Here is a 19,038-nt window from a genome sequence, read left to right as displayed (position 1 = left end):
GCCGCCGCCTCAGCCGCGGGCCAGGCGGCGTACAGCCAGTTCGGCGAGGAGGGCGGCGGCGTTGGGGAGGACCGAGTCGTCGAAGTCGGCCAGTGGGGAGTGGTTGTCGGCGGCCAGTTCGGGTTCGAAGGCGGAGCAGGCGCTGAGGTTGACATAAGCGCCGGGGACCTCGTTGAGGACGAAGGACATGTCTTCGGCGCCGCATTCGGCGGTCGGGCGTTCGCGGAAGGCCTCGGGGCCGAAGAGGTCGACGATCGCCTGGCGGGCGAAGACGTACTCCTGCTCGTCGTTGACGGTGACCGGGTAGCCGACCCGGTAGTCCGCCTCGGCGGTCAGGCCGTGGGCGGCGGCGATGCCTTCGACCAACTGGACGCTGGCCTTCTGGACCTTGGCCTGGGCCTCGACCGAGAAGCTGCGGATGGTCGCGTCGAAGAAGGCGTCGTCGGGGATGATGTTCTCCTTGGTGCCACCGGCGATCTTGCCGACCGTCAGCACCACCGGGTCGAACACGTCGAACTGCCGCGTCACCATCGTCTGCAGCGCGCCGACGATCTCGCACAGGACGGGGATCGGGTCCAGCCCGCGGTACGGCTCGGAGCCGTGGGCGCCGGCGCCGACCACACGAACGCTCAGCTGGTCTGCCGCTGCCATCAGCGGCCCGGCCTTGCTGCTCCACAGACCGATCGGGTCGCCGGCCGACTGGACGTGCAGACAGTACGCCGAATCGACACGTCGCCCGGCCGCTTCCAGCACGCCCTCGCGGATCATGATCGGCGCGCCGCCGGTGGTCTCCTCGCCCGGCTGGAACATGAAGACCACGTCGCCGGCCAGCTGTTCGCGCAGCTCGTGCAAGATCTTCACCGCTCCGACCAGACCGGCGACATGGAGATCGTGGCCGCAGGCATGCATCAGGCCGGGATGGGTCGACTTGAACGGCACGTCGACCCGCTCGGTGACCGGCAGCGCGTCCATGTCGCCGCGCAGCAGCACGACAGGACCGGGGCCGGCGCCACCGCGGAGTACGGCGGTGACCGAGGAGAGCTCCTGGCCGAGGGTGATCTCCAGGTCGAGACCCTCGAGTGCCTGCAGGATCAGGCCCTGGGTCTTCGGCAGGTCGAGGTCGTACTCCGGGACCTGGTGCAGGGCGCGGCGCAGGTCGATGATGCTCTGGCCGTACTGCGCGCCGAGGTCGAGCGTGCTGCTCATGCGGATTCTTTCGGACCAAGATTGAGGGCCGACATCACACGCTGCGCGCTGCTGCCGAGCTCGAGCAGCTCGACCAGGTCCAGCCACTTCTCCGGGTCGTGCACCTGCGTCGGCATGGTCGCGTCGACCGTGCCGACCGGCGCGTCCTTGGCGACCGCGACCACCTTCGGCGCGACGTCCAGGTAGTCGCTCGAGTCCAGGATCTTGCGCTTCACCGACGGCGACATCGGTGTGCTCGGGTCGGCCGCGGCGGCCCGGATCGCGGCCAGATCGCCGTACGTCGTGACGAGGGCGGAGGCGGTCTTCTCGCCGATCCCCTTGACCCCGGGCAGGCCGTCCGAGGCGTCGCCGCGCAGGGTGGCGTAGTCGGCGTACCGGTTGGCGGGGATCTCGTACTTCGCCAGCAGCGCCTTCTCGTCGTAGACGTCGGCCCGGCCGACCCCCTTGGCGGCGGTGTAGACGATCCGGATGCCGCGCGAGTCGTCGATCAGCTGGAACAGGTCGCGGTCCCCGGTGACGATGTCGACCGGCATCGTCGACTGGTGCGACAGGGTGCCGATCACGTCGTCGGCCTCGTGGTCGGCCGCGCCGACGATCGGGATGCCGAGTGCCTCGAGGCAGGCGCGGATGTACGGCACCTGCAGCTCGAGCCGGTCGGGCACGTCCTCGACCTGCTCACCGCCGGTGGCGACGAACTCGACCCGCTGTGCCTTGTACGACGGGATCAGCGCGACCCGCCAGGACGGGCGCCAGTTGTCGTCCCAGCAGGCGACCAGGTGGGTCGGGTGGTGGTTGTCGACCAGGCGCGCGATGAAGTCGAGCAGCCCGCGGATCGCGTTGGTCGGCGTACCGTCGGCCGCCTTCATCGTGTCGGGCACGCCGAAGAAGGCGCGGAAATACAGAGACGCGGTGTCGAGCAACATCAACTTCTGAGCCATGGAGGGATGGTTTCACACCACAGACCCCACTTCCCTCGTAACCTCCCCGTCTCCTTCGGTCAACCCAGCGGAAACATGTGCTTTCTACCTTGAGAGCCCACATCGGCCGCGTAAGGCGGTGAGCCCCATGTACGAGCACGTTGACCCGTTCATCGGGACCGGCGCGACCGACCTGCCCACGCCGAAAGGGCTGGCGGGGACCTGGTGGTGGCCCAAGCCGCAGACCGGGAACACCCACCCGGGTGCCATGCACCCCTTCGGGATGGTGTCGGCCTGTCCGTACTCCGGGGCCTACCCGACCGGGTACGGGCTGTACGACTTCAACACCGAGGGCGTGCCCGACCTGCTGTACGACCGGCCGGTCGCCTCCGGGTTCACCCACTTCCAGCAGTCCGGCACCGGCGCGATCCGCAAGTACTACAACTACTTCCGGGTGACGCCGATGCTCGGGCCGCTCGATGACCTGGGGACCACCTGGGACCTGCTGGACGAGGTAGCCGAGCCTGGGTACTACGCGGCGACGCTGGGCTCGGGGATTCGCTGCGAGGTGACGGTCGGACCCAAGTCGGCCGTGCACCGCTACACCTTCCCGGCGAACGAAGCCGCCCGGATCGTCATCGACGCCTCGACCGGCGGTCTGGCCATCCCGCACAGCCAGACGGTGCCGTTGAAGGCGCACCTGGAGATGCTGGGACCAGGGGTCGCGCAGGGGGAGATCCACGTCGAGGGGGTGCCGCTGGCCGTGCACCTGGAGATCGACGCTCCGGGCTGGCGGCAGCACCTCTGGTACGACCGGCGGCTGATGCCCGGCGGTACCCGGCTCGACTTCGACTACATCCGGCCCACGACGTTGCGGCCGTTCGGGCTGATCTTCATGGGGCCGTCGCGGGCCGAGCAGACCGTCGAGGTGCGGCTGGGGTTCTCACTGCGCGGGTGTGAGACGGCCCGGAACAACCTGCGGACGGACGTCGGCCGCAGCCAGGCCAGCTTCGGCGGGCGGCGCGACCGGACGGTGGCTAGCTGGCACGACCATCTCGGCAAGGTGGAGATCAAGACCGAGTCCAAGGACCAGGCAACGGTTTTCGGTACTGCGCTCTACCACTCGCTGGTCAAGCCGTGCTTCGCCCCGGACGAGAGTCCGTGGACGACCGAGGGGCCGTACGCGTTCGACATCTGCACGATGTGGGACATCTACCGCACTCAGTTGCCGCTGATGACCACACTGTTCCCGCAACGCTCGGTCGCGTTGGCCGGCGCGTTGCTGTCGATCTGCGAGCAGGAGGGCAACCTGCCGATCGGCTACCGGATGGCCAAGGGCGCCGACCGGTTCTCCCGGCAAGGCAGCGCGCTCGCGCACACCTTCTTGTCCGACCTGTGCCAGCTGGATCTGCCGGGGATCGACTGGGACTGGGCGATGGTGCACCTGGAGATGGACCTGCGCCGAACGTACGGCGAGGACTACCTGGTGCACGGTGTCGCACACCCGATCAGTCACACCCTCGACCTGGCGTACGCCTACTACTGCACCGCGGCGATCGCCGACAAGGTGCGCGACCGGCCGCTGGCCAAGCAGATGCGGGAGCACGCCCAAGGCTGGCGGGCGGCGTACGACCCCGGTACCGGGCTGCTGCGCGACTCGGCGTTCTACGAGGGCGGCCGGTGGAACTACTCCTTCCGGCTACTGCATGACATGCGCGCCCGGATCGCGGTTGCCGGCGGCGACGACGCGTTCGTGGGGCTGCTCGACCAGTTCTTCGGGTACGACGCAGCGCCGGTGATCCAACCGGGAGTGCGGCCGAGCGTGGCCGAGATGGAGGCCGGGTACGACCTGTGCCGGTTCGAGGGGCTGAACAACGAACCGGACTACGAGGCGCCCTGGGCCTACCACTACGCGGGACGGCCGGACCGGACCGCCGAAGTGGTGCATGCGGTCGTCGCCAACCAGTTCGGTACCGGCCGGGGTGGGCTGCCAGGTAACGACGACTCCGGCGGGCTGTCCGCGTGGTACGTCTGGGCGACGCTCGGGCTGTTCCCGGTAGCCGGGCAGAACCTGTTCCTGGTCAGCGCACCGGCCGTGGCGGAGTCCAACACCCGGCTGCCGGACGGCGACCTGTCGATCACCACCACAGGGTTCGAGCCGGTCGAGGCAGGTGGGCCGATCTCCTACGTCCAGTCCATCGCGGTCGACGGCAAGACCCTCGAACGCCCCTGGATCTCCGGCCGCGAACTGCGGCACATCCGCAACCTGCACATCGAACTCGGCCCCCAGCCGTCCGGCTGGGGCACCCGGATCAGGCCACCATCCACGTCCGACCCGCTACCCGCCACTGGAGGTGAGGCATGAACATCGCCGACGACACACTCGTACCGTCCACACCCAACCGCCGCCTGGTCATCGTCGTCCGCGCCGACCCAGTGATCTGCGGACACTCCGGCGAGGCGCGGTGCCTCGCGGAGGTAGCGCTCACCCGCGGGTTCGACGACGTACGGATCGTGACCTGGCCGCTCGACGCGCTCGAGGCGGCCGGGTTGCCGATGAAGCCACTCGACGGCGTGACGCCGTACAGCCCGGGCATCACGGTGGAGCGTCCCGATCCCGTCGGCGACTACCGGGTTCCGGACGGGCGTTATCTGGCCGGGCTGATCGGGCGGCTGGTCGAGCTGTTCAGCGACGGGGTGCCGACCGTGGCGATGTCGCTGTACCTGAGCCCGCATGCGATCGCCGTACAGGAAGCCGTCCAGGTCGCGCGCAGGATCGGACCCGCGCAGGTCATCACGGTCGCCGAGGCAGTGGGCTCCGACATCACCAACGTGGTCCGCGACTGCGTGAACACCGGGCGCTTCGGGGCGGCCGCGCACATCTTGTCGGTTTACCTGGAGGCCGATCACTGCGTGGCGGTGTCGGAGTACACGCGGGAACTGATCGTCGCCTCGGCGGCAACCCTCGACGCCATGCACGGTACGACGTTCGCGCAGCGGTGCCGGGAGCGGATCGCCATCTCCTACCCGGCGGTCGACTCCTGGTCCTATCTGTCGCTCACTGACGACAGGATCGCCGAGACTCTCGCGCGGCGCGGCCTGTCGCGGGACGGGTACGTGCTGTTCCTGTCCCGGATCGCGTCGGCGAAGGGGATCGACGATCTGATCGATGCGTACTCCGGATCGCGGTCGGCCGAGCGCGTGCAGTTGGTGTTGGCGGGGCGTGGGCCGCAGGAAGCCGAGGTGCTGGCGCGGGTGGCGGCAGCGGGCCTGAGCGATCGGGTGCTTGTGCTGACCGATGTGGATGACGCGGAGAAGCCGGCGCTGATGGCCGGCAGCGCGGCGTTCGTGCTGCCGACCCGCGAACAGCCGGAGTTCGTCGAGACGTTCGGGATCGCGCTGGTCGAGAAGGCTCTGGCCGGAGGCGGGCCGATCATCACCTGCGCCACTGGGGGAGTCCCCGAGGCGGTGGGCGACACGGCGATGTTGGTGCCGCCGCGCGACCCGGCCACGCTGCGGACTGTGCTTGATGAGGTTGTCTGTGACTGGACCTATGAGCAGCGGGCGGCCGCTGAGCGGCGGGCGCGGGCGCATGCGTTGCAGTTCGATCGGGCGCAGGTGTTCGATCGCCTGTTCGCGCTGGCTGAGCCGCCCGCTGCTCATGTTGCTTGATCAGTTGCAGCAGCTCGACTGGACGGTAGCCAGGTTCGACGAGCAGACACCGGTCTCGGGCAGGTCGAGTTGTACGTCGCGGGCGGCCTCCCAGTCGCCGGCGAGTGCGGCGACAACCGAGCGGGCCTGCTCGTAGCCGGTGGCCAGCAGGAAGGTCGGCGCGCGGCCGTAGGACTTCGCGCCGACCGCGTAGTAGCCCGGCTCGGGGTGAGCCAGCTCGTCGACGCCGTGCGGGGGAACGGTGCCGCAGGAGTGCTGGTTCGGGTCGATCAGTGGCGCGAGAGCTCGGGTGGATCCCATGATCGAGTCCAGGTCGAGGCGTAGCTCGGCGACCATGGCGTGGTCCGGCCGGAACCCGGTCGAGTTCACGACGGTGTCGGCCAGCACACGCTGCTCTCCAGCGGTCAGCTCGATCCTGCCGTCGCTGGTGCGGGCGACGGCTTCGATGCGGAAGCTGCTGGCGAGTTCGACCTGGCCCGATCGGACCAGTCTCTGCAGGCGGCTGCCCAGAGCGCCGCGAGCAGGCAACTCGTCAGCGTCGCCGCCACCGTAGGTACGGGCCTGGTCGGTACCGCGAACCACCCAGACGATCTCGGTACCAGGGACTTCCTCGGCGAGCGCGCCGAGATCCAGCAGCGTGGTGGCAGCGGAGTGACCGGCGCCGACGACCGCCGTACGGCGTCCGGCGTACCGCTCACGATCGCGGCCGAGCACGTCGGGCAGGGCATGGGCGATGCCGTCGGCGATCGCTGCTTCGCCGCGCGCAGGGATGCCGGATGCGCCCAGTACGTTCGGCCGGCGCCAGGTGCCGGCGGCGTCGATCACCGCGGAGGCGAGGATCTCGGTGTCGTCGGCCAGCCGGATCAGGAACGGTGCCTGCTCGCGGCCCGCAGTACGGACCCGGTCGAAGCCGATGCGGGTGACCGCGACGACGGTCGCGTTGTAGCGGATCCGGTCGTTGAGCTGCGGAGTCTTGGCCAATGGCTCGAGGTAGGAGTCGATCAGGTCGCCGCCGGTCGGGAGCTTCCCGAGATCGGGCTCGGCCCAGCCCGCCTGCTCGAGCAGGCGCCGGGCAGCGCTGTCGAGGTCGTAGCGCCAAGGGCTGAACAGCCTCACGTGCCGCCATTCCTCGATCGCCGCAGCGACGCCCGGCCCTGATTCGAGGACCAGGAAGTCCACGTTCCGTTCGGCCAGGTGTGCGGCGGCGGCCAGTCCCACCGGGCCTGCTCCGATGACCACGACTACGTTCACGATCGGTCCTCACTGTCTCGAAGATCATCTAATCAACCAGGCCCACCTTGCATCTTGATTAGACAAGAGTCAAGATAGACGCATGTCGAAACAGCAGGCCTCCGACCAGTCGAGCGGCTGCTGCGCGCCGATCTCCGTCTCGGCGCTGGACGAGGCCCAGGCCGTCGACGGGGCCGCGGTGTTCAAGGCCTTGTCGGACCCGATCCGGCTGCGGCTGATGTCGATGATCGCGTCGGCCGGCGGCGAGATCTGCGTCTGCGATCTCACCGGGCAGTTCGAGGTGTCCGGTCCGACGATCTCCCACCACCTGCGGGTACTGCGACAGGCCGGGCTGGTCGATTGCGAGCGACGGGGCACGTGGGTCTACTACTGGCCGCTGCCTGAGCGGATGAAATGGGTCTCGGCACTGCTGTCGGTCCCCGAGACCGCCATCGCGTGACCGGCATGTCCGGGACCACGCCTGAGGTGTTGTTCGTCTGCGTTCACAACGCCGGCCGTTCGCAGATGGCTGCTGCGCTGCTCGACCATCACGCCGCTGGGCGGGTGGTCGTGCGATCGGCTGGATCGCAGCCGGCCTCCCAACTGAACCCCGCCGTGGTCGAGGCGATGGCGGAGATCGGGCTGGACATCTCGAAGGAGTTCCCGAAGCCGCTGACCGACGAGGCGGTGCGGGCGTCCGATCTGGTGATCACCATGGGGTGTGGCGACGAGTGTCCGTATTTCCCGGGCAAGAGGTATCTCGACTGGGCGCTCGATGATCCGGCCGGGCGGGGGATCGAGGCGGTGCGGGTGATCCGGGACGAGATCGAGGTGCGGGTCTGGGAGTTGGTGGACGAGTTCGTGGCGGGTCATTGATCGGGGGCGGAACTGGACGCGGTACGGGAAGAACGCGCTCTCAGAGTAGGGTCTGCGCATGGAGGACCTGGATCACAAGATCGTGGAGTTGCTCGCGTCCGATGGACGGATGAGCTTCACCGACCTGGGGAAGGCGACCGGGTTGTCGACGTCGGCGGTGCACCAGCGGGTCAAGCGGCTGGAGCAGCGCGGGGTCATCTTGGGGTATGCGGCAACGATCGACCACACCGCGCTCGACCTGCCGCTGACCGCGTTCATCTCGATCCGGCCGATCGACCCGTCGCAGCCGGACGACTCGCCGGAGCGGCTCAGGGACGTGCCGGAGATCGAGTCCTGCTACTCGGTGGCCGGTGACTCCAGCTACATCCTGATCGTCCGGGTCGCGACGCCGTACGCGCTGGAGCAGTTGCTGGCCGTCATCCGCGCCCGGGCCAACGTCTCCACGACGACGACGATAGTGCTCAGTACGCCGTACGAGCGCCGCCCTCCCGCGCTCTAGTCCTTCTGCGCGAACACCGTCAGGTGGCACCGGCCGGGCTTGTTGCCGGGCTCAACCAGTTCAGCGGTGATCGTGAAACCGGCCGACCGGATCGCCGCGACGATCAGCTCCGGCGGCTGGATGAACGACTCATAGCTGACCGGTACGCCGTACGCCTCGCTCAACTGCCGATGTTCGACCTCACCCGCGTGCGTCCCGATGAGCAGCCGACCGCCGGGGGACAGGACCCGGTGAAACCCGGCAAGGACCCCAGGCAGCTCAGCCGGCGGCAAGTGATGGATCGAATACCAGGCGATCACCCCGGCCAGCGACGCGTCAGCCAGAGCAAGCGAGGTCATCGAGCCGACCTCGAACACCAGCTCCGGGTACGCCGCCCGCGCGATCTCCACCATCCGCGGCGCCAGGTCGATCCCGCGGATCTGCACTCCGAGCGACGTCAGGTAGCTGGTCACATTGCCCGGACCGCAGCCGACCTCGGCAACCGGCCCGTCCACCAACTCGGCGAAGCACCCGAGCATGGCGCGCATCATCGGCAGGCCTTCGAGCTTCCCCTCGACGAACTCCGCATAGTTCGCGGCGGCAGCGTCGTACGACGCCCTGGTGGCGGCAAGGTGGTCGGTCACCCGGCCTATTCAACCTCGCTGCTACCGCGCTGCTGGTGCTCCGTGCCGGTGTCGAAGAACGTGTCGAGGTACTCGTCCGGCGGCAGCGCACTGCTCCGGATCAACGAGTAGACCTCGGTCCCCTGAAGGATCTGCGCGACGTCGTCACCGAGGTAGAAACACTGCGCCAGCCCCAGATAGGTCCAGCCCATGTCCTCGATGTAGTCGAGCGCCTCGTTCTCGGCCAGCTCGATCGCGGTGTCGAAGTCGTCGGCTCGCCACAGCGTGATCCGCTCCTCGTACGGCGAACGGTCGTCGCGCCCGCCGTCCAGCTGAAACACGCACCTGACGCTGTACCAGCCCATCACGCCACCCCCGCTAGCCCCGTCATCCCCTGTCCGACGAGACTAGCGGGAAACCCACTCAGGTGATCTGGATCAGCTTCTGCGCCTCAGCGGCGCCCCGGGAGGCAGCAGCGCGCTTCTCGGCTTCGGCGAGCGAATCGCCGGCGTGCTGGTTCCACCAGGTCTGGCCCTCGACCGGCAGGGTGTCGATCGGGTCGTAGTACTCGTAGGTGCGGTTCAACGCCTCGGGGTCCTGCTGCTCGATCCCGGTCCGGTAGTTCTTCTTCCAGTACGAGATGCCACGGACCTCGTCGTACTCCGAGAGCTGGTGCACCCAGCGCTTGCCGACGTACGGCACGTCGCAGACGATCCGCGGCGTCGCGAAGCCCGGCAGGTAGCCGAGGATCCCGTGCTGCAGGTGCTGCGCCTCCTTCACCGAGACCCGCCAGTGCTCCGAGAACGGGATCATGTCGCACATGTAGAAGTAGTACGGCGTGATGGTCGCGCCGTCGAGCAGCGCGAAGCACAGGTCGAGCAGCTGCGGCACCGAGTCGTTGACGCCGCGCATCAGCACGCCCTGGTTGCGGACGTCGCGCAGACCGGCCTCGAACATCGCCTTGGTCGCCTCAGCCACCAGCGGGGTCACCGACTGCGCCGCGTTGACGTGCGTGTGCATCGCGATCATCACGCCGCGCTGGCGACCGAGCTGCGCGACCCGCTCGACCCCGGCCCGGACGTCGTCCGACAGCCAGTGCTGCGGCATCCCCATCAGGGCCTTGGTGGCCAGCCGGATGTCGCGGATGTTCTCGATCTCCAGCAGGCTGGTCAGGAACGACTCCAGCCGCGGCCAAGGCATGTTGGCCACGTCGCCACCCGACACCACGACGTCGCGGACGCCGGGAGTGCGGCGCAGGTACTCGAGCATGTCGTCCAGCCGCTGCTGCGGCTTGATGGTGAACTTCAGCTTCTCGATCACCGGGGTCGAGTTGCCGACCAGGTCCATCCGGGTGCAGTGACCGCAGTACTGCGGACAGGTCGGCAGGATCTCGGCCAGCACCTTGGTCGGGTACCGGTGGGTCAGGCCCTCCGTCGCCCACATCTCGTGCTCGTGCAGCGAGTCGCGGGTCGCGTGCGGGTGTGACGGCCAGTCCGAGCGCCGGTCGGTGAACATCGGCAGCATGTAGTGCCGGACCGGGTCGGTGTAGAAGGCCTCGGTGTACTCGCGGCCGGCCGCGGCGCCCTGCGGGACGATCGTGTTCAGCATCTGCGGCGGCAGCAGCATCGACATCGTCGCGCGCTCGGCCTGGTCGCGGCTCAGGTCCTCGTAGACCCGCTCCTCGAGCAGGTCGCCCATCACGTCGCGCAGCTGCTTGACGTTCTTCACGCAGTGCGAGCGCTGCCACTGGACCGAGCGCCACTCCTCGGCGGTCACATCCTTGAACCCCGGCATCCGGGTCCAGTCGGGCTCGACCAGGTCGGCCCGACGGTACGCGTACGGCTGCTCGTTGAGGTCAGCAACTGCAAGCTCCGGGCTGATCAAATCGGTCACGAGTCCTCCTGGGGGCTCAACGACGGTGTTGGTCTTTGTGAGGATAGCGATAGAAGTTACGGTACATCCATTAGAACACCGCAAGATTTCCCTTGAAGGAGCCCCCGTGCCGGACACTACGACCTCGCCGGTCGGACTGCACCGAGTCTTCGAACCGGCCGGGGTGCTGCCCCAGGCGGCCCAGCGACTCGATCCCCGACCGGAGCTCTGGCCCGACGAGGTGCGGATCTCGGTCGAGCGGCTGAACCTGGACGCCGCGTCGTACCGGCAGTTGGCCGAGCAGCACGACGGCGACGGCGAGGCGGTCAAGCAGTCCGTACTGCGGATCGTCGCCGAGCGCGGCAAGATGCAGAACCCCGTCACCGGTTCGGGCGGCATGCTCGTCGGCACGGTCGACGAGGTCGGGCCCGACTCACCGCTCGGCGTCGAGAAGGGTGACCGGGTCGCCACGCTGGTGTCGCTGACCCTGACGCCGCTGCAGATCACCGACGGTCTGGCGAAGTGGGACGGGCGCAGCGAGCAGGTGCCGGCCGAGGGGCACGCGATCCTCTTCGCCCGCTCGATCGTCGCCAAGCTGCCGGACGACCTCGCGCCGGAGTTGTCGCTGGCGGTGATGGACGTCTGTGGAGCGCCCGCGCTGACCGCTCGCGTGGTGCGCCAATATGTCGACAAAGGGCTAAAACCTATCGTGTCAGTAATTGGCGGCGCAGGGAAGAGCGGGTCGCTGTCGCTGGCCGCGGCGCGGGACGCCGGTGCTGCGCGGACGATCGGCGTCGTGCCGTTCCAGGCGGAGGCGGACAAGCTAGGGAAGTCCGGTCTGGCCGATGCGGTCGCGCTGGCCGACGCCCGGGACCCCGTGGCGCTGGCGAAGGCCGTCGCCGGGGGACTGGTGGACGGCGGGGGCGACGGGTCCGACGGCAGTGCCGACATCACGGTGCTTTGCGTCGACGTCCCCGGGTGCGAGCACGGCGCGGTCCTCTCCACCAAGGCCGGCGGCACGGTCATCTTCTTCTCGATGGCGACCTCGTTCTCCGCCGCCGCGCTCGGGGCCGAAGGGCTGGCGGCGGATGTCACGATGCTGGTCGGAAACGGGTACGTGCCCGGCCACGCGGAGTACGCGCTGAAGCTGTTGCGGTCCGAGCCGGGTGTCCGTGAGTTGTTCGAGCGCAGGCTGGCGGAGGATTAGCCCGTGCGCACACTTCTGACGAACGGTTCCGTCTACTCACCCGCCGACCCCCATGCGACCGCGATCGCCTTCGACGACGGCGTGGTCACCTGGCTCGGTGACGACACCAGCGCGGCCTCCTACGCGTCCGGCGCGGACGAGGTCGTCGATCTGCAGGGCAAGCTGGTCGCGCCGGCGTTCGTCGACGCGCACGTCCACACCGCGCAGATCGGCGCGTTGCTGACCGGCCTCGACCTCGCCGGTACGACGAACCTCGCCGACGCCCTGGACCGGCTCGCGGCCTTCGCCGCCAAGGCCGGACCCGACGCGGTGATCGACGGGTCGGGCTGGGACGAGACCAAGTGGCCGGAGGGTCGCCCGCCGACCTCCGAAGAACTGGACCGGGCCGCGGACGGCCGTCGCGTCTACCTCTCTCGCATCGACGGCCACTCCGGTGTCATCTCGTCATCGATGGCCGCCGCCGTCGACGGTCTGGCAGCGCTGGCCGGGTACGACGTGAACGGACGGGTCGAGCGCGACGCCCACCACGCGGTGCGAGACACGTTGGGTGACCTGGTCGGGGCCGAGCAGCGTCTGGACGACGCGCGCGCCGCGGTGAAGGCGATGGCCGCCCGCGGGATCGGCGCCTTCCACGAGATGGGCGCGCCGCACATCGGGCCGCTGTGGGAGCTGCCGCTGGTTCGCCGGGCCGCCGACGAATTGGGGCTCTCGGCAACCTTGTACTGGGGACAGCCCGGGGTCTTCGACTACGTCACGGAGTACGGCCTGGCCGGGCTGGCGGGTGACCTCAACGCGGATGGCGCACTCGGCTCACGGACAGCCGCCCTGCGAGCGCCGTACGCGGATCGGGCGGATCACACCGGGCACGCATATCTGACCGCCGAGGAGATCGCGGAGCACGTGATCGCCTGCACCGAGCGCGAGGTCCAGGCCGGCTTCCACTGCATCGGCGACGCGGCGCTCGACAACATCGCGCGCGGGTTCGAGCTCGCCGCGGAGAAGGTCGGCGTGCAGGCCCTGGTGGCCGTGCGACACCGGCTGGAGCACGTCGAGATGGTCGACGACGCCGCGATCGCGACCCTCGCGCGCTGCGGAGTCGTCGCCAGCGTCCAGCCGATGTTCGACCGGCACTGGGGCGGACCGAGCGACATGTACGCCGAACGCGTGGGTGACCGCTGGGCGGGGATGAACCCGTTCGGCTCGCTCGCGCGCGCCGGCGTCGTACTGGCCTTCGGGTCGGACTCGCCGGTTACCGAGGTCGGTCCCTGGGAAGCAGTGCGCGCAGCTGCGTTCCACCACGAAGCCGGGCAGCGGATCACGGTCCGGGCTGCCTTCGCTGCCCACACGCGGGGTGGCTGGCGGGCGGCCGGGATCGACGATGCCGGGGTCCTCGCGCCGGGGAGCGCGGCGACGTACGCGGTGTGGGAGAGCGACGCCGATCTCGTTGTGCAGACCCCGGATCAGCGGGTCGCGGCGTGGTCGACGGATCCGCGGGCAGGCGTTCCCGTGCTGCCCGACCTGAGTGATGAAGCACCTGTTCCTGTGTGCCGCCGGACTGTGGTCGGCGGTCGTGTCGTGTACGAATCCGAAGGATGGCCGTCGTGACCCGTGCTGTGAAGAAGCTGGACCTCGATCCGGTCACCGTCCGCAAGGCGCGCAGCCTGGCCCGCAAGGCCGGGCGGCCGATCGTCACCATCGCCAAGCAGCACACGACGGTCTCGGTCGAGCGCGCCGTACTGCGCCTGGCCGGGCTGGCCGGCGCCGACAGCGAGGGCATCCCGTGGGTGAACCGGCTCGCCGACACCGTGCGCGCCGATGTCGGCCTGGAGCACGGGCTGGCGTTGCCGGTGTGGGACGCGTTGCTGCGCGGCGAGGCGGAGGACCTGTCCGTGCTTGCGCAGAAGGCTGCCTCCGGGTCGGTCACGTTCCGGCTGCCGGAGGGGCGCGACGCAGTACGGGCTCGGGCGGCGTCGCGGAAGGCCGCGGCGGGTGGCCTGAAGCTGGTCGACGGGCGGCGGCGGGAGCGCGATCGGCTGATCAAGAAGCACGGCGATCCCGAGCAGCGGCCGTGGATCTACCTGATCGTCGCGACCGGCGACATCTACGAGGACATCCCGCAGGCCCAGGCCGCGGCCCGGGCGGGTGCGGACATCATCGCGGTGATCCGCTCGACCGGGCAGTCGCTGCTGGACTACGTGCCCGAAGGCGCGACCCGGGAGGGCTTCGCCGGGACGTATGCGACGCAGGAGAACTTCCGGCTGATGCGGGCGGCGCTGGACGAGTCGTCGCGTGAGCTCGGGCGGTACATCCGGCTGACCAACTACGCTTCCGGGCTGTGCATGCCGGAGATCGCGACGCTGGCCGGGCTGCAGCGGCTGGACATGATGCTGAACGACTCGATGTACGGGATCCTGTTCCGCGACATCAACCCGATCCGGACTTTCGTGGACCAGCGGTTCAGCCGGCAGATCCACGCCCGGGCCGGGATCATCATCAACACCGGCGAGGACAACTACCTGACCACCGCCGACGCGGTCGACGCCGCGCACACGGTGACGGTGTCGCAGTTGCTGAACGAGTACTTCGCCAAGGAGGCCGGGCTGGAGGACTGGCAGCTCGGCCTCGGGCACGCGTTCGAGATCACGCCGGAGATCCCGGACTCGTTCCGGATGGAGCTGGCGCACGCGATGCTGGCCCGGCAGCTGTTCCCGGACGCGCCGCTGAAGTGGATGCCGCCGACCCGGCACATGACCGGCGACGTCTTCCGCGGTTACCTGCTGGACGGGTTCTTCAACTTGGTCGGCGCGCTGACCGGCCAGGGCATCCTGCTGGTCGGGATGATGACCGAGGCGGTCGTGACGCCGTGGATCTCGGACCGCGACCTGGCGCTGCAGAACGTCCGGTACGTATTGGGTGCCGCAGGCAACCTTCACGAGGACTTCCATCCGGCGCCGAACGGCTTCATCGCGCAGCGCGCGCGGCAGGTGCTGGGGGAGTCGGTGGAGCTGCTGGAGCGGATCGTCGACGATGGTCTGCTGAACGCGATCGGCGACGGCACCTTCGGGCTGATGAAGCGGCCGCAGGACGCCGGCCGTGGACTCGATGGGGTCGCCCGCCGGTCCTCGGAGTACTACAACCCAGCGATTGAACTGCTCGAGGAGGCACAGTGAGCATCATCCGGCCGTACGGGGACACCACCGGGGACGGGATGGTGCAGATGTCGTTCACGCTGCCGATCCCGCACGACAAGCGCGCCGAGGGCGCGGCGATCCAGCTGGCCAACAAGATGGGGATGGACCCGGCGCTGGTCGTGCACGCCAAGCCGATGGGTCCGGACTTCACCTTCTTCGTCGTCTACGGACCGGTGAACCACCTGGTCGACACCGACAAGGTCGAGGTGATCGAGCGCGACTACCCGCTGCTCTCGCCGAAGGACGCCAACCTCGCCATCCGGAAGGGTCTGCGCCGGCGGCTGACCGTGGTCGGCGCTTGTATCGGCACCGACGCGCACACCGTCGGCATCGACGCGATCATGAACATCAAGGGGTTCGCGGGGGAGAAGGGCCTGGAGTACTACCGGGAGCTGAAGGTGGTCAACCTCGGCGCCCAGGTCGCGGTCCCGGAACTGGTCCGGCGGGCGAAGGCCGAGAAGGCGGACGCGATCCTGGTCTCCCAGGTGGTCACCCAGCGCGAGGCGCACATGATGAACACCAAGGAGATGTCGGCCGCCTTCCGGGAGGCGTACGCCGAGGACGCCCGCCCGGTACTGGTTGCCGGAGGCCCCCGTTTCACCGAGGCGATGGCACCGGAGCTCGGCGTCGACCGGGTGTTCGGCCGCGGTACCACTCCTGGCGAGGTGGCCAGCTACCTGGTCGATGCCCTCGTCACCCGTCGCAAGCTCGCGTCAGTTCGGAGAAGTGCATGACCAAGGCAACTATTGGCCTCAGCGTCACCCACCGGCGGTACGTGCCGTACAGCCACGCGCACTACGCGGGCAACCTGGTCGACGGCGCTTATGTGCTCGGCCTGTTCGGCGACGTGGCGACCGAGGTCTGCATCCAGGCGGACGGAGATGAAGGACTTTTCGCTTCGTACTCCGACGTGCAGTTCCTGCAGCCGTTGCGGGCCGGCGACGTGGTCGAGGTGAAGGCCACCATCTCCCGGGTCGGCAACCGCAGCCGCGAGCTCAGCTTCGAGGCGACGGTGGTCTGCCGCGGGCGGACGGACCTGTCGGAGTCGGCGGCCGAAGTACTGGCCGAGCCGCTGCTGATCACCCGCGCCACCGGGACGGTCGTCGTACCGGTCGCGTGACGATTAGTTGCCCTGGGTAACGATCACGTGGAGTGCCGAGACGGCTCTGTAACGTGACATCGGTGGCGGCGGCTCGTTTGTCCTGTCAGGACAGGCAAAAGTGTTACAACGACTTCAAGTAGCCGCCGGAAAGGTTGACACCACGGCCGCGAACGAGCATCGTTTTGGGAGTCGTCACCACCCGTTTTTCCAGCAGTGCCAAGAAGTTCAGCCACCGGATGATCCCGCGACGCTGACCAGGCCAGTGCCAGGCTTGAGTCGACGGGGGCAGAGATCGCCGGTGGTCAGCCCTCCGCGGGGCAGAGGTAAAAGAGGCTCGGCGCCCAGTAGACAACAGCCGGGTGGCTCGCAACCAGCGGGTCTCCGGTTGGTCCGAAGGGCGCCGAGCCTCTTTCCTTTTGCCCGCCCGTCACTGACCGGATACATCTGGGGTGGCCGGACGTTGTACCGTCGTGCGACCCGGTAGGGATCGGGTGGTGAGGCGAAGGGGCGTGGCTGTGGAGCGGTTGAAGGCGTTCGGGCGGATCCTGCCGAGGGTGATCGTGGCGGTCGGCGCCGGCGCGCTGCTCGGGTTGTCCTTCGAGCCGCATGACCATCCGTGGCTGGCTGTCGCCGCTGTGCCGCTGCTGCTGGCCGCGCTGAGCGGCGTCTCGAAGAAGGGCGGCTTCCTGGTCGGATCCGGTTTCGGGATCACGTACTACGCCGTCCTGGTGCCGTGGCTGACCGTGATCGGCGGCGACGCCGCGATCGCGCTGGCCATCCTCGAGGGGCTGTTCTACGGCGTGTTCGGGGTGTTCGCCAGTCAGCTGCTCAAGCACAAGCTGTGGATGCTCTGGGTGCCGTCTCTGTGGGTCGCGACCGAGTATGCGACCAGTTCGGTGCCGTTCGGCGGGTTCCCCTGGGGTCGCCTGGCCTGGGCGTTCGCCGACCAGCCGCTCGGCCGGCTCGCCTCCCTGGTCGGGATCGCGGGGCTCAGCTTCGTGATCGCGCTGCTGGGTGTTCTCGTCTTCGCCGTACTGCGTCGCCGCAGCGCGCTGAGCCTGCGCGCGGTCGCCCTGGTCGCCGGGTTCGCGATCGTCGGGCTCAGCGGGCTGGTCACGCTGTCGACCGAGGGCAACGGCAAGACGGTGACCGCGGCGATGATCCAGGGCAACGTGCCGGGCAAGGGGCTGGAGTTCCTCGGCCGGGCCCGGACGGTGACCAAGAACCACATGAACGCGACCCTCGACCTGCAGAAGCAGGTCGACGCCGGCACCCAGGTCAAACCCGACCTGGTGATCTGGCCGGAGAACTCGACCGACATCGACCCGTACAAGGACGCCGAGACCAAGGCCGACATCGAGACCGCCGTGCAGGCCGTCAAGGTGCCGATCCTGGTCGGCGCGGTGACCGAGGGACCGGGCGAGAACGAGCGGCAGACCACCGGCATCGTCTGGGACCCGCAGACCGGCGCCGGCCAGCGGTACGCGAAGCGCCACCCGGTGCCGTTCGGTGAGTACGTGCCGTTCCGCGAGCAGCTGCTGCCGTACATCAAGCGGCTCGAGATGGTCGGCCGGCAGACCGCGCCAGGCGTCGGTCCCGGTCTGATGCCGATCGGCGGCGTCACCTACGGCGACCTGATCTGCTTCGAGCTGGCCTACGACAACGTGGTGTCCGACGTGGCCAAGGGCGGCGCCCAGATCCTGATCGTGCAGACCAACAACGCGACGTACGGCGGGACCGGGCAGCCGGAGCAGCAGTTCGCGATCACCCGGATGCGCGCGATCGAGACCGGCCGGACCGTGCTGATCGCCTCCACCAGCGGGATCTCCGGCGTGATCAACCCCAACGGCAAGGTCGAGCACAAGTCGGGCCAGTTCGTCCCGGACGTGTACGTCGCCAAGGTTCCGGTGATCGACCGGCAGACGCTGGCCACCAAGCTCGGCGGCTGGCCGCAGTGGGTCTTGACCGGCCTGGGCATCCTGGGAGCACTGGTGGCATTGCTGAGCGGCCGCAAGCCGCGCACCGGCAATCCGCCCGCAGCGGCCCCCGACCGTGAAAAGGTGCCTGTCTAGGTGTTCAGCGAGAAGGTGTGAAGATGCCCTGGTTCATCGCGGTCGCGTTGCTGGTCGTACCGGTGCTCGAGATCTACGTCATCATCCAGGTCGGTCAGGCGATCGGTGGCTGGCCCACGGTGGCGCTGCTGCTGGTCGAGAGCGCGCTCGGCGCCTGGCTGATCAAGCGGGAGGGCCGACGCGCCTGGAACGCGCTGACAGAGGCCACCCAGACGGCGCGGATGCCCGGTAAGGAGCTGGCCGACGCGGCGCTGGTGCTGGTCGGCGGCACGCTGCTGCTGGCACCCGGCTTCATCACCGACATCTTCGGGTTCTTCTTCGTGCTGCCGTTCACCCGGCCGCTGGCGCGCAAGGTGCTGGCCGGGTTCCTGAGCCGGCGGGTCGCGGCCCAGCTCGGCGGCAACCCGATCACCGGCTTCATGCCCGGTACCTTCCGCCCGCCGACCCCGGACGACGCCGACCGGGCGCGGCGCGAGCGGACGGCCGGTGAGGACGTCGTACAGGGTGAGGTCATCGAGCCTGATGACCAGCAGCTCCCCAAACAGAACCCTTCTGCCTGAGAACGCCGAACGGGCCGTCACCACAGTGTGGT

Annotated in this window: 18 protein-coding genes; 12 read left to right on the top strand and 6 right to left on the bottom strand. The window is 68.9% G+C overall.

Annotation, left to right across the window (positions count from 1 at the left end):
- Window positions 1–9: 9 nt before the first annotated feature.
- Window positions 10–1,206 (bottom strand): M20 family metallopeptidase, encoded by a 1,197-nt coding sequence (locus AB0P21_RS02640; RefSeq protein WP_363693292.1) that lies wholly within the window; start codon window positions 1,204–1,206, stop codon window positions 10–12.
- Window positions 1,203–2,144, bottom strand: coding sequence for a 5'-3' exonuclease H3TH domain-containing protein (locus AB0P21_RS02635; RefSeq protein ID WP_363693290.1), 942 nt, complete (start codon window positions 2,142–2,144; stop codon window positions 1,203–1,205). The genes AB0P21_RS02640 and AB0P21_RS02635 overlap by 4 nt, the downstream gene beginning before the upstream one ends.
- 127 nt (window positions 2,145–2,271) lie before the next feature.
- Here AB0P21_RS02635 and AB0P21_RS02630 point away from each other — a divergent pair, with 127 nt between their 5' ends.
- Entirely contained in the window at window positions 2,272–4,488 is a 2,217-nt protein-coding gene (locus tag AB0P21_RS02630) for a glycoside hydrolase domain-containing protein (RefSeq protein WP_363693288.1), read from the top strand.
- The gene (locus tag AB0P21_RS02625; protein ID WP_363693286.1) at window positions 4,485–5,795 is read left to right on the top strand and encodes a glycosyltransferase; all 1,311 of its coding nucleotides are present in this window, start codon (window positions 4,485–4,487) and stop codon (window positions 5,793–5,795) included. Before AB0P21_RS02630 ends, AB0P21_RS02625 begins: the two co-directional genes overlap by 4 nt.
- Here the strand turns inward: AB0P21_RS02625 and AB0P21_RS02620 are convergent, their stop codons facing one another.
- Complete coding sequence (locus AB0P21_RS02620; RefSeq protein ID WP_363693284.1) at window positions 5,796–7,046, bottom strand: FAD-dependent oxidoreductase; 1,251 nt, start codon at window positions 7,044–7,046, stop codon at window positions 5,796–5,798.
- Window positions 7,047–7,128: 82 nt separating this feature from the next.
- On the opposite strand from AB0P21_RS02620, the gene AB0P21_RS02615 reads away from it, so the two are divergent.
- The 3 genes from AB0P21_RS02615 to AB0P21_RS02605 are packed head-to-tail and all read left to right on the top strand — an operon-like array spanning window position 7,129 to window position 8,400.
- Window positions 7,129–7,485 carry a metalloregulator ArsR/SmtB family transcription factor gene (locus tag AB0P21_RS02615; protein ID WP_363693282.1) on the top strand — a complete coding sequence of 119 codons (357 nt, stop codon included), beginning with the start codon at window positions 7,129–7,131 and terminating at the stop codon, window positions 7,483–7,485.
- 5 nt (window positions 7,486–7,490) lie between these two features.
- Window positions 7,491–7,901: an arsenate reductase ArsC gene (locus tag AB0P21_RS02610; RefSeq protein WP_363693280.1), complete on the top strand. Its 411-nt coding sequence runs from the start codon at window positions 7,491–7,493 to the stop codon at window positions 7,899–7,901.
- A 58-nt stretch (window positions 7,902–7,959) separates the two neighbouring features.
- Window positions 7,960–8,400: an Lrp/AsnC family transcriptional regulator gene (locus tag AB0P21_RS02605; protein ID WP_363693278.1), complete on the top strand. Its 441-nt coding sequence runs from the start codon at window positions 7,960–7,962 to the stop codon at window positions 8,398–8,400.
- Here AB0P21_RS02605 and AB0P21_RS02600 read toward each other — a convergent pair.
- From AB0P21_RS02600 to AB0P21_RS02590, 3 genes are read right to left on the bottom strand one after another with little or no spacing between them, the layout of a single operon-like run.
- The gene (locus tag AB0P21_RS02600) at window positions 8,397–9,023 is read right to left on the bottom strand and encodes a class I SAM-dependent methyltransferase (RefSeq protein ID WP_363693276.1); all 627 of its coding nucleotides are present in this window, start codon (window positions 9,021–9,023) and stop codon (window positions 8,397–8,399) included. The two genes, AB0P21_RS02605 and AB0P21_RS02600, sit on opposite strands and share 4 nt — an antisense overlap.
- A gap of 5 nt (window positions 9,024–9,028) precedes the next feature.
- The gene (locus tag AB0P21_RS02595) at window positions 9,029–9,367 is read right to left on the bottom strand and encodes a DUF4288 domain-containing protein (RefSeq protein ID WP_363693274.1); all 339 of its coding nucleotides are present in this window, start codon (window positions 9,365–9,367) and stop codon (window positions 9,029–9,031) included.
- A gap of 58 nt (window positions 9,368–9,425) precedes the next feature.
- Window positions 9,426–10,895, bottom strand: coding sequence for a lysine 2,3-aminomutase (locus tag AB0P21_RS02590; protein ID WP_363693272.1), 1,470 nt, complete (start codon window positions 10,893–10,895; stop codon window positions 9,426–9,428).
- Window positions 10,896–11,001: 106 nt separating this feature from the next.
- On the opposite strand from AB0P21_RS02590, the gene AB0P21_RS02585 reads away from it, so the two are divergent.
- From AB0P21_RS02585 to AB0P21_RS02555, 7 genes are all read left to right on the top strand, one after another.
- Complete coding sequence (locus AB0P21_RS02585) at window positions 11,002–12,081, top strand: L-erythro-3,5-diaminohexanoate dehydrogenase (protein ID WP_363693270.1); 1,080 nt, start codon at window positions 11,002–11,004, stop codon at window positions 12,079–12,081.
- Window positions 12,082–12,084: 3 nt separating this feature from the next.
- A complete protein-coding gene (locus AB0P21_RS02580; RefSeq protein ID WP_363693268.1) occupies window positions 12,085–13,686 on the top strand; it encodes an amidohydrolase family protein in 1,602 nt (533 codons plus the stop codon).
- Window positions 13,674–15,251, top strand: a complete 1,578-nt coding sequence (locus AB0P21_RS02575; RefSeq protein WP_363693266.1) for a lysine 5,6-aminomutase subunit alpha — start codon at window positions 13,674–13,676, stop codon at window positions 15,249–15,251. The genes AB0P21_RS02580 and AB0P21_RS02575 overlap by 13 nt, the downstream gene beginning before the upstream one ends.
- Window positions 15,248–16,006, top strand: a complete 759-nt coding sequence (locus AB0P21_RS02570) for an OAM dimerization domain-containing protein (RefSeq protein ID WP_363693264.1) — start codon at window positions 15,248–15,250, stop codon at window positions 16,004–16,006. Before AB0P21_RS02575 ends, AB0P21_RS02570 begins: the two co-directional genes overlap by 4 nt.
- Complete coding sequence (locus AB0P21_RS02565; RefSeq protein ID WP_363693262.1) at window positions 16,003–16,392, top strand: hotdog domain-containing protein; 390 nt, start codon at window positions 16,003–16,005, stop codon at window positions 16,390–16,392. The genes AB0P21_RS02570 and AB0P21_RS02565 overlap by 4 nt, the downstream gene beginning before the upstream one ends.
- Window positions 16,393–16,868: 476 nt before the next feature.
- Window positions 16,869–18,446 (top strand): apolipoprotein N-acyltransferase, encoded by a 1,578-nt coding sequence (gene lnt / locus AB0P21_RS02560; protein ID WP_363693260.1) that lies wholly within the window; start codon window positions 16,869–16,871, stop codon window positions 18,444–18,446.
- A gap of 23 nt (window positions 18,447–18,469) precedes the next feature.
- The gene (locus tag AB0P21_RS02555; RefSeq protein ID WP_363693258.1) at window positions 18,470–19,006 is read left to right on the top strand and encodes an FxsA family protein; all 537 of its coding nucleotides are present in this window, start codon (window positions 18,470–18,472) and stop codon (window positions 19,004–19,006) included.
- The last annotated feature ends 32 nt before the right edge of the window (window positions 19,007–19,038 follow it).

Source organism: Kribbella sp. NPDC056861, from assembly GCF_040687575.1.
Lineage (GTDB): Bacteria > Actinomycetota > Actinomycetes > Propionibacteriales > Kribbellaceae > Kribbella.
Note: the sequence above shows the minus strand (reverse complement) of the source record. Positions and strands in the feature narration are given on the sequence as shown.

Excerpts from the sequence above, each read along its gene's own strand:
- AB0P21_RS02640 (WP_363693292.1), bottom strand. The coding sequence starts at position 1,206 with ATGAGCAGCACGCTCGACCTCGGCGCGCAGTACGGCCAGAGCATCATC.
- AB0P21_RS02635 (WP_363693290.1), bottom strand. The coding sequence starts at position 2,144 with ATGGCTCAGAAGTTGATGTTGCTCGACACCGCGTCTCTGTATTTCCGC.
- AB0P21_RS02630 (WP_363693288.1), top strand. The coding sequence starts at position 2,272 with ATGTACGAGCACGTTGACCCGTTCATCGGGACCGGCGCGACCGACCTG.
- AB0P21_RS02625 (WP_363693286.1), top strand. The coding sequence starts at position 4,485 with ATGAACATCGCCGACGACACACTCGTACCGTCCACACCCAACCGCCGC.
- AB0P21_RS02615 (WP_363693282.1), top strand. The coding sequence starts at position 7,129 with ATGTCGAAACAGCAGGCCTCCGACCAGTCGAGCGGCTGCTGCGCGCCG.
- AB0P21_RS02610 (WP_363693280.1), top strand. The coding sequence starts at position 7,491 with ATGTCCGGGACCACGCCTGAGGTGTTGTTCGTCTGCGTTCACAACGCC.
- AB0P21_RS02605 (WP_363693278.1), top strand. The coding sequence starts at position 7,960 with ATGGAGGACCTGGATCACAAGATCGTGGAGTTGCTCGCGTCCGATGGA.
- AB0P21_RS02595 (WP_363693274.1), bottom strand. The coding sequence starts at position 9,367 with ATGGGCTGGTACAGCGTCAGGTGCGTGTTTCAGCTGGACGGCGGGCGC.
- AB0P21_RS02575 (WP_363693266.1), top strand. The coding sequence starts at position 13,674 with ATGGCCGTCGTGACCCGTGCTGTGAAGAAGCTGGACCTCGATCCGGTC.
- AB0P21_RS02565 (WP_363693262.1), top strand. The coding sequence starts at position 16,003 with ATGACCAAGGCAACTATTGGCCTCAGCGTCACCCACCGGCGGTACGTG.
- AB0P21_RS02555 (WP_363693258.1), top strand. The coding sequence starts at position 18,470 with ATGCCCTGGTTCATCGCGGTCGCGTTGCTGGTCGTACCGGTGCTCGAG.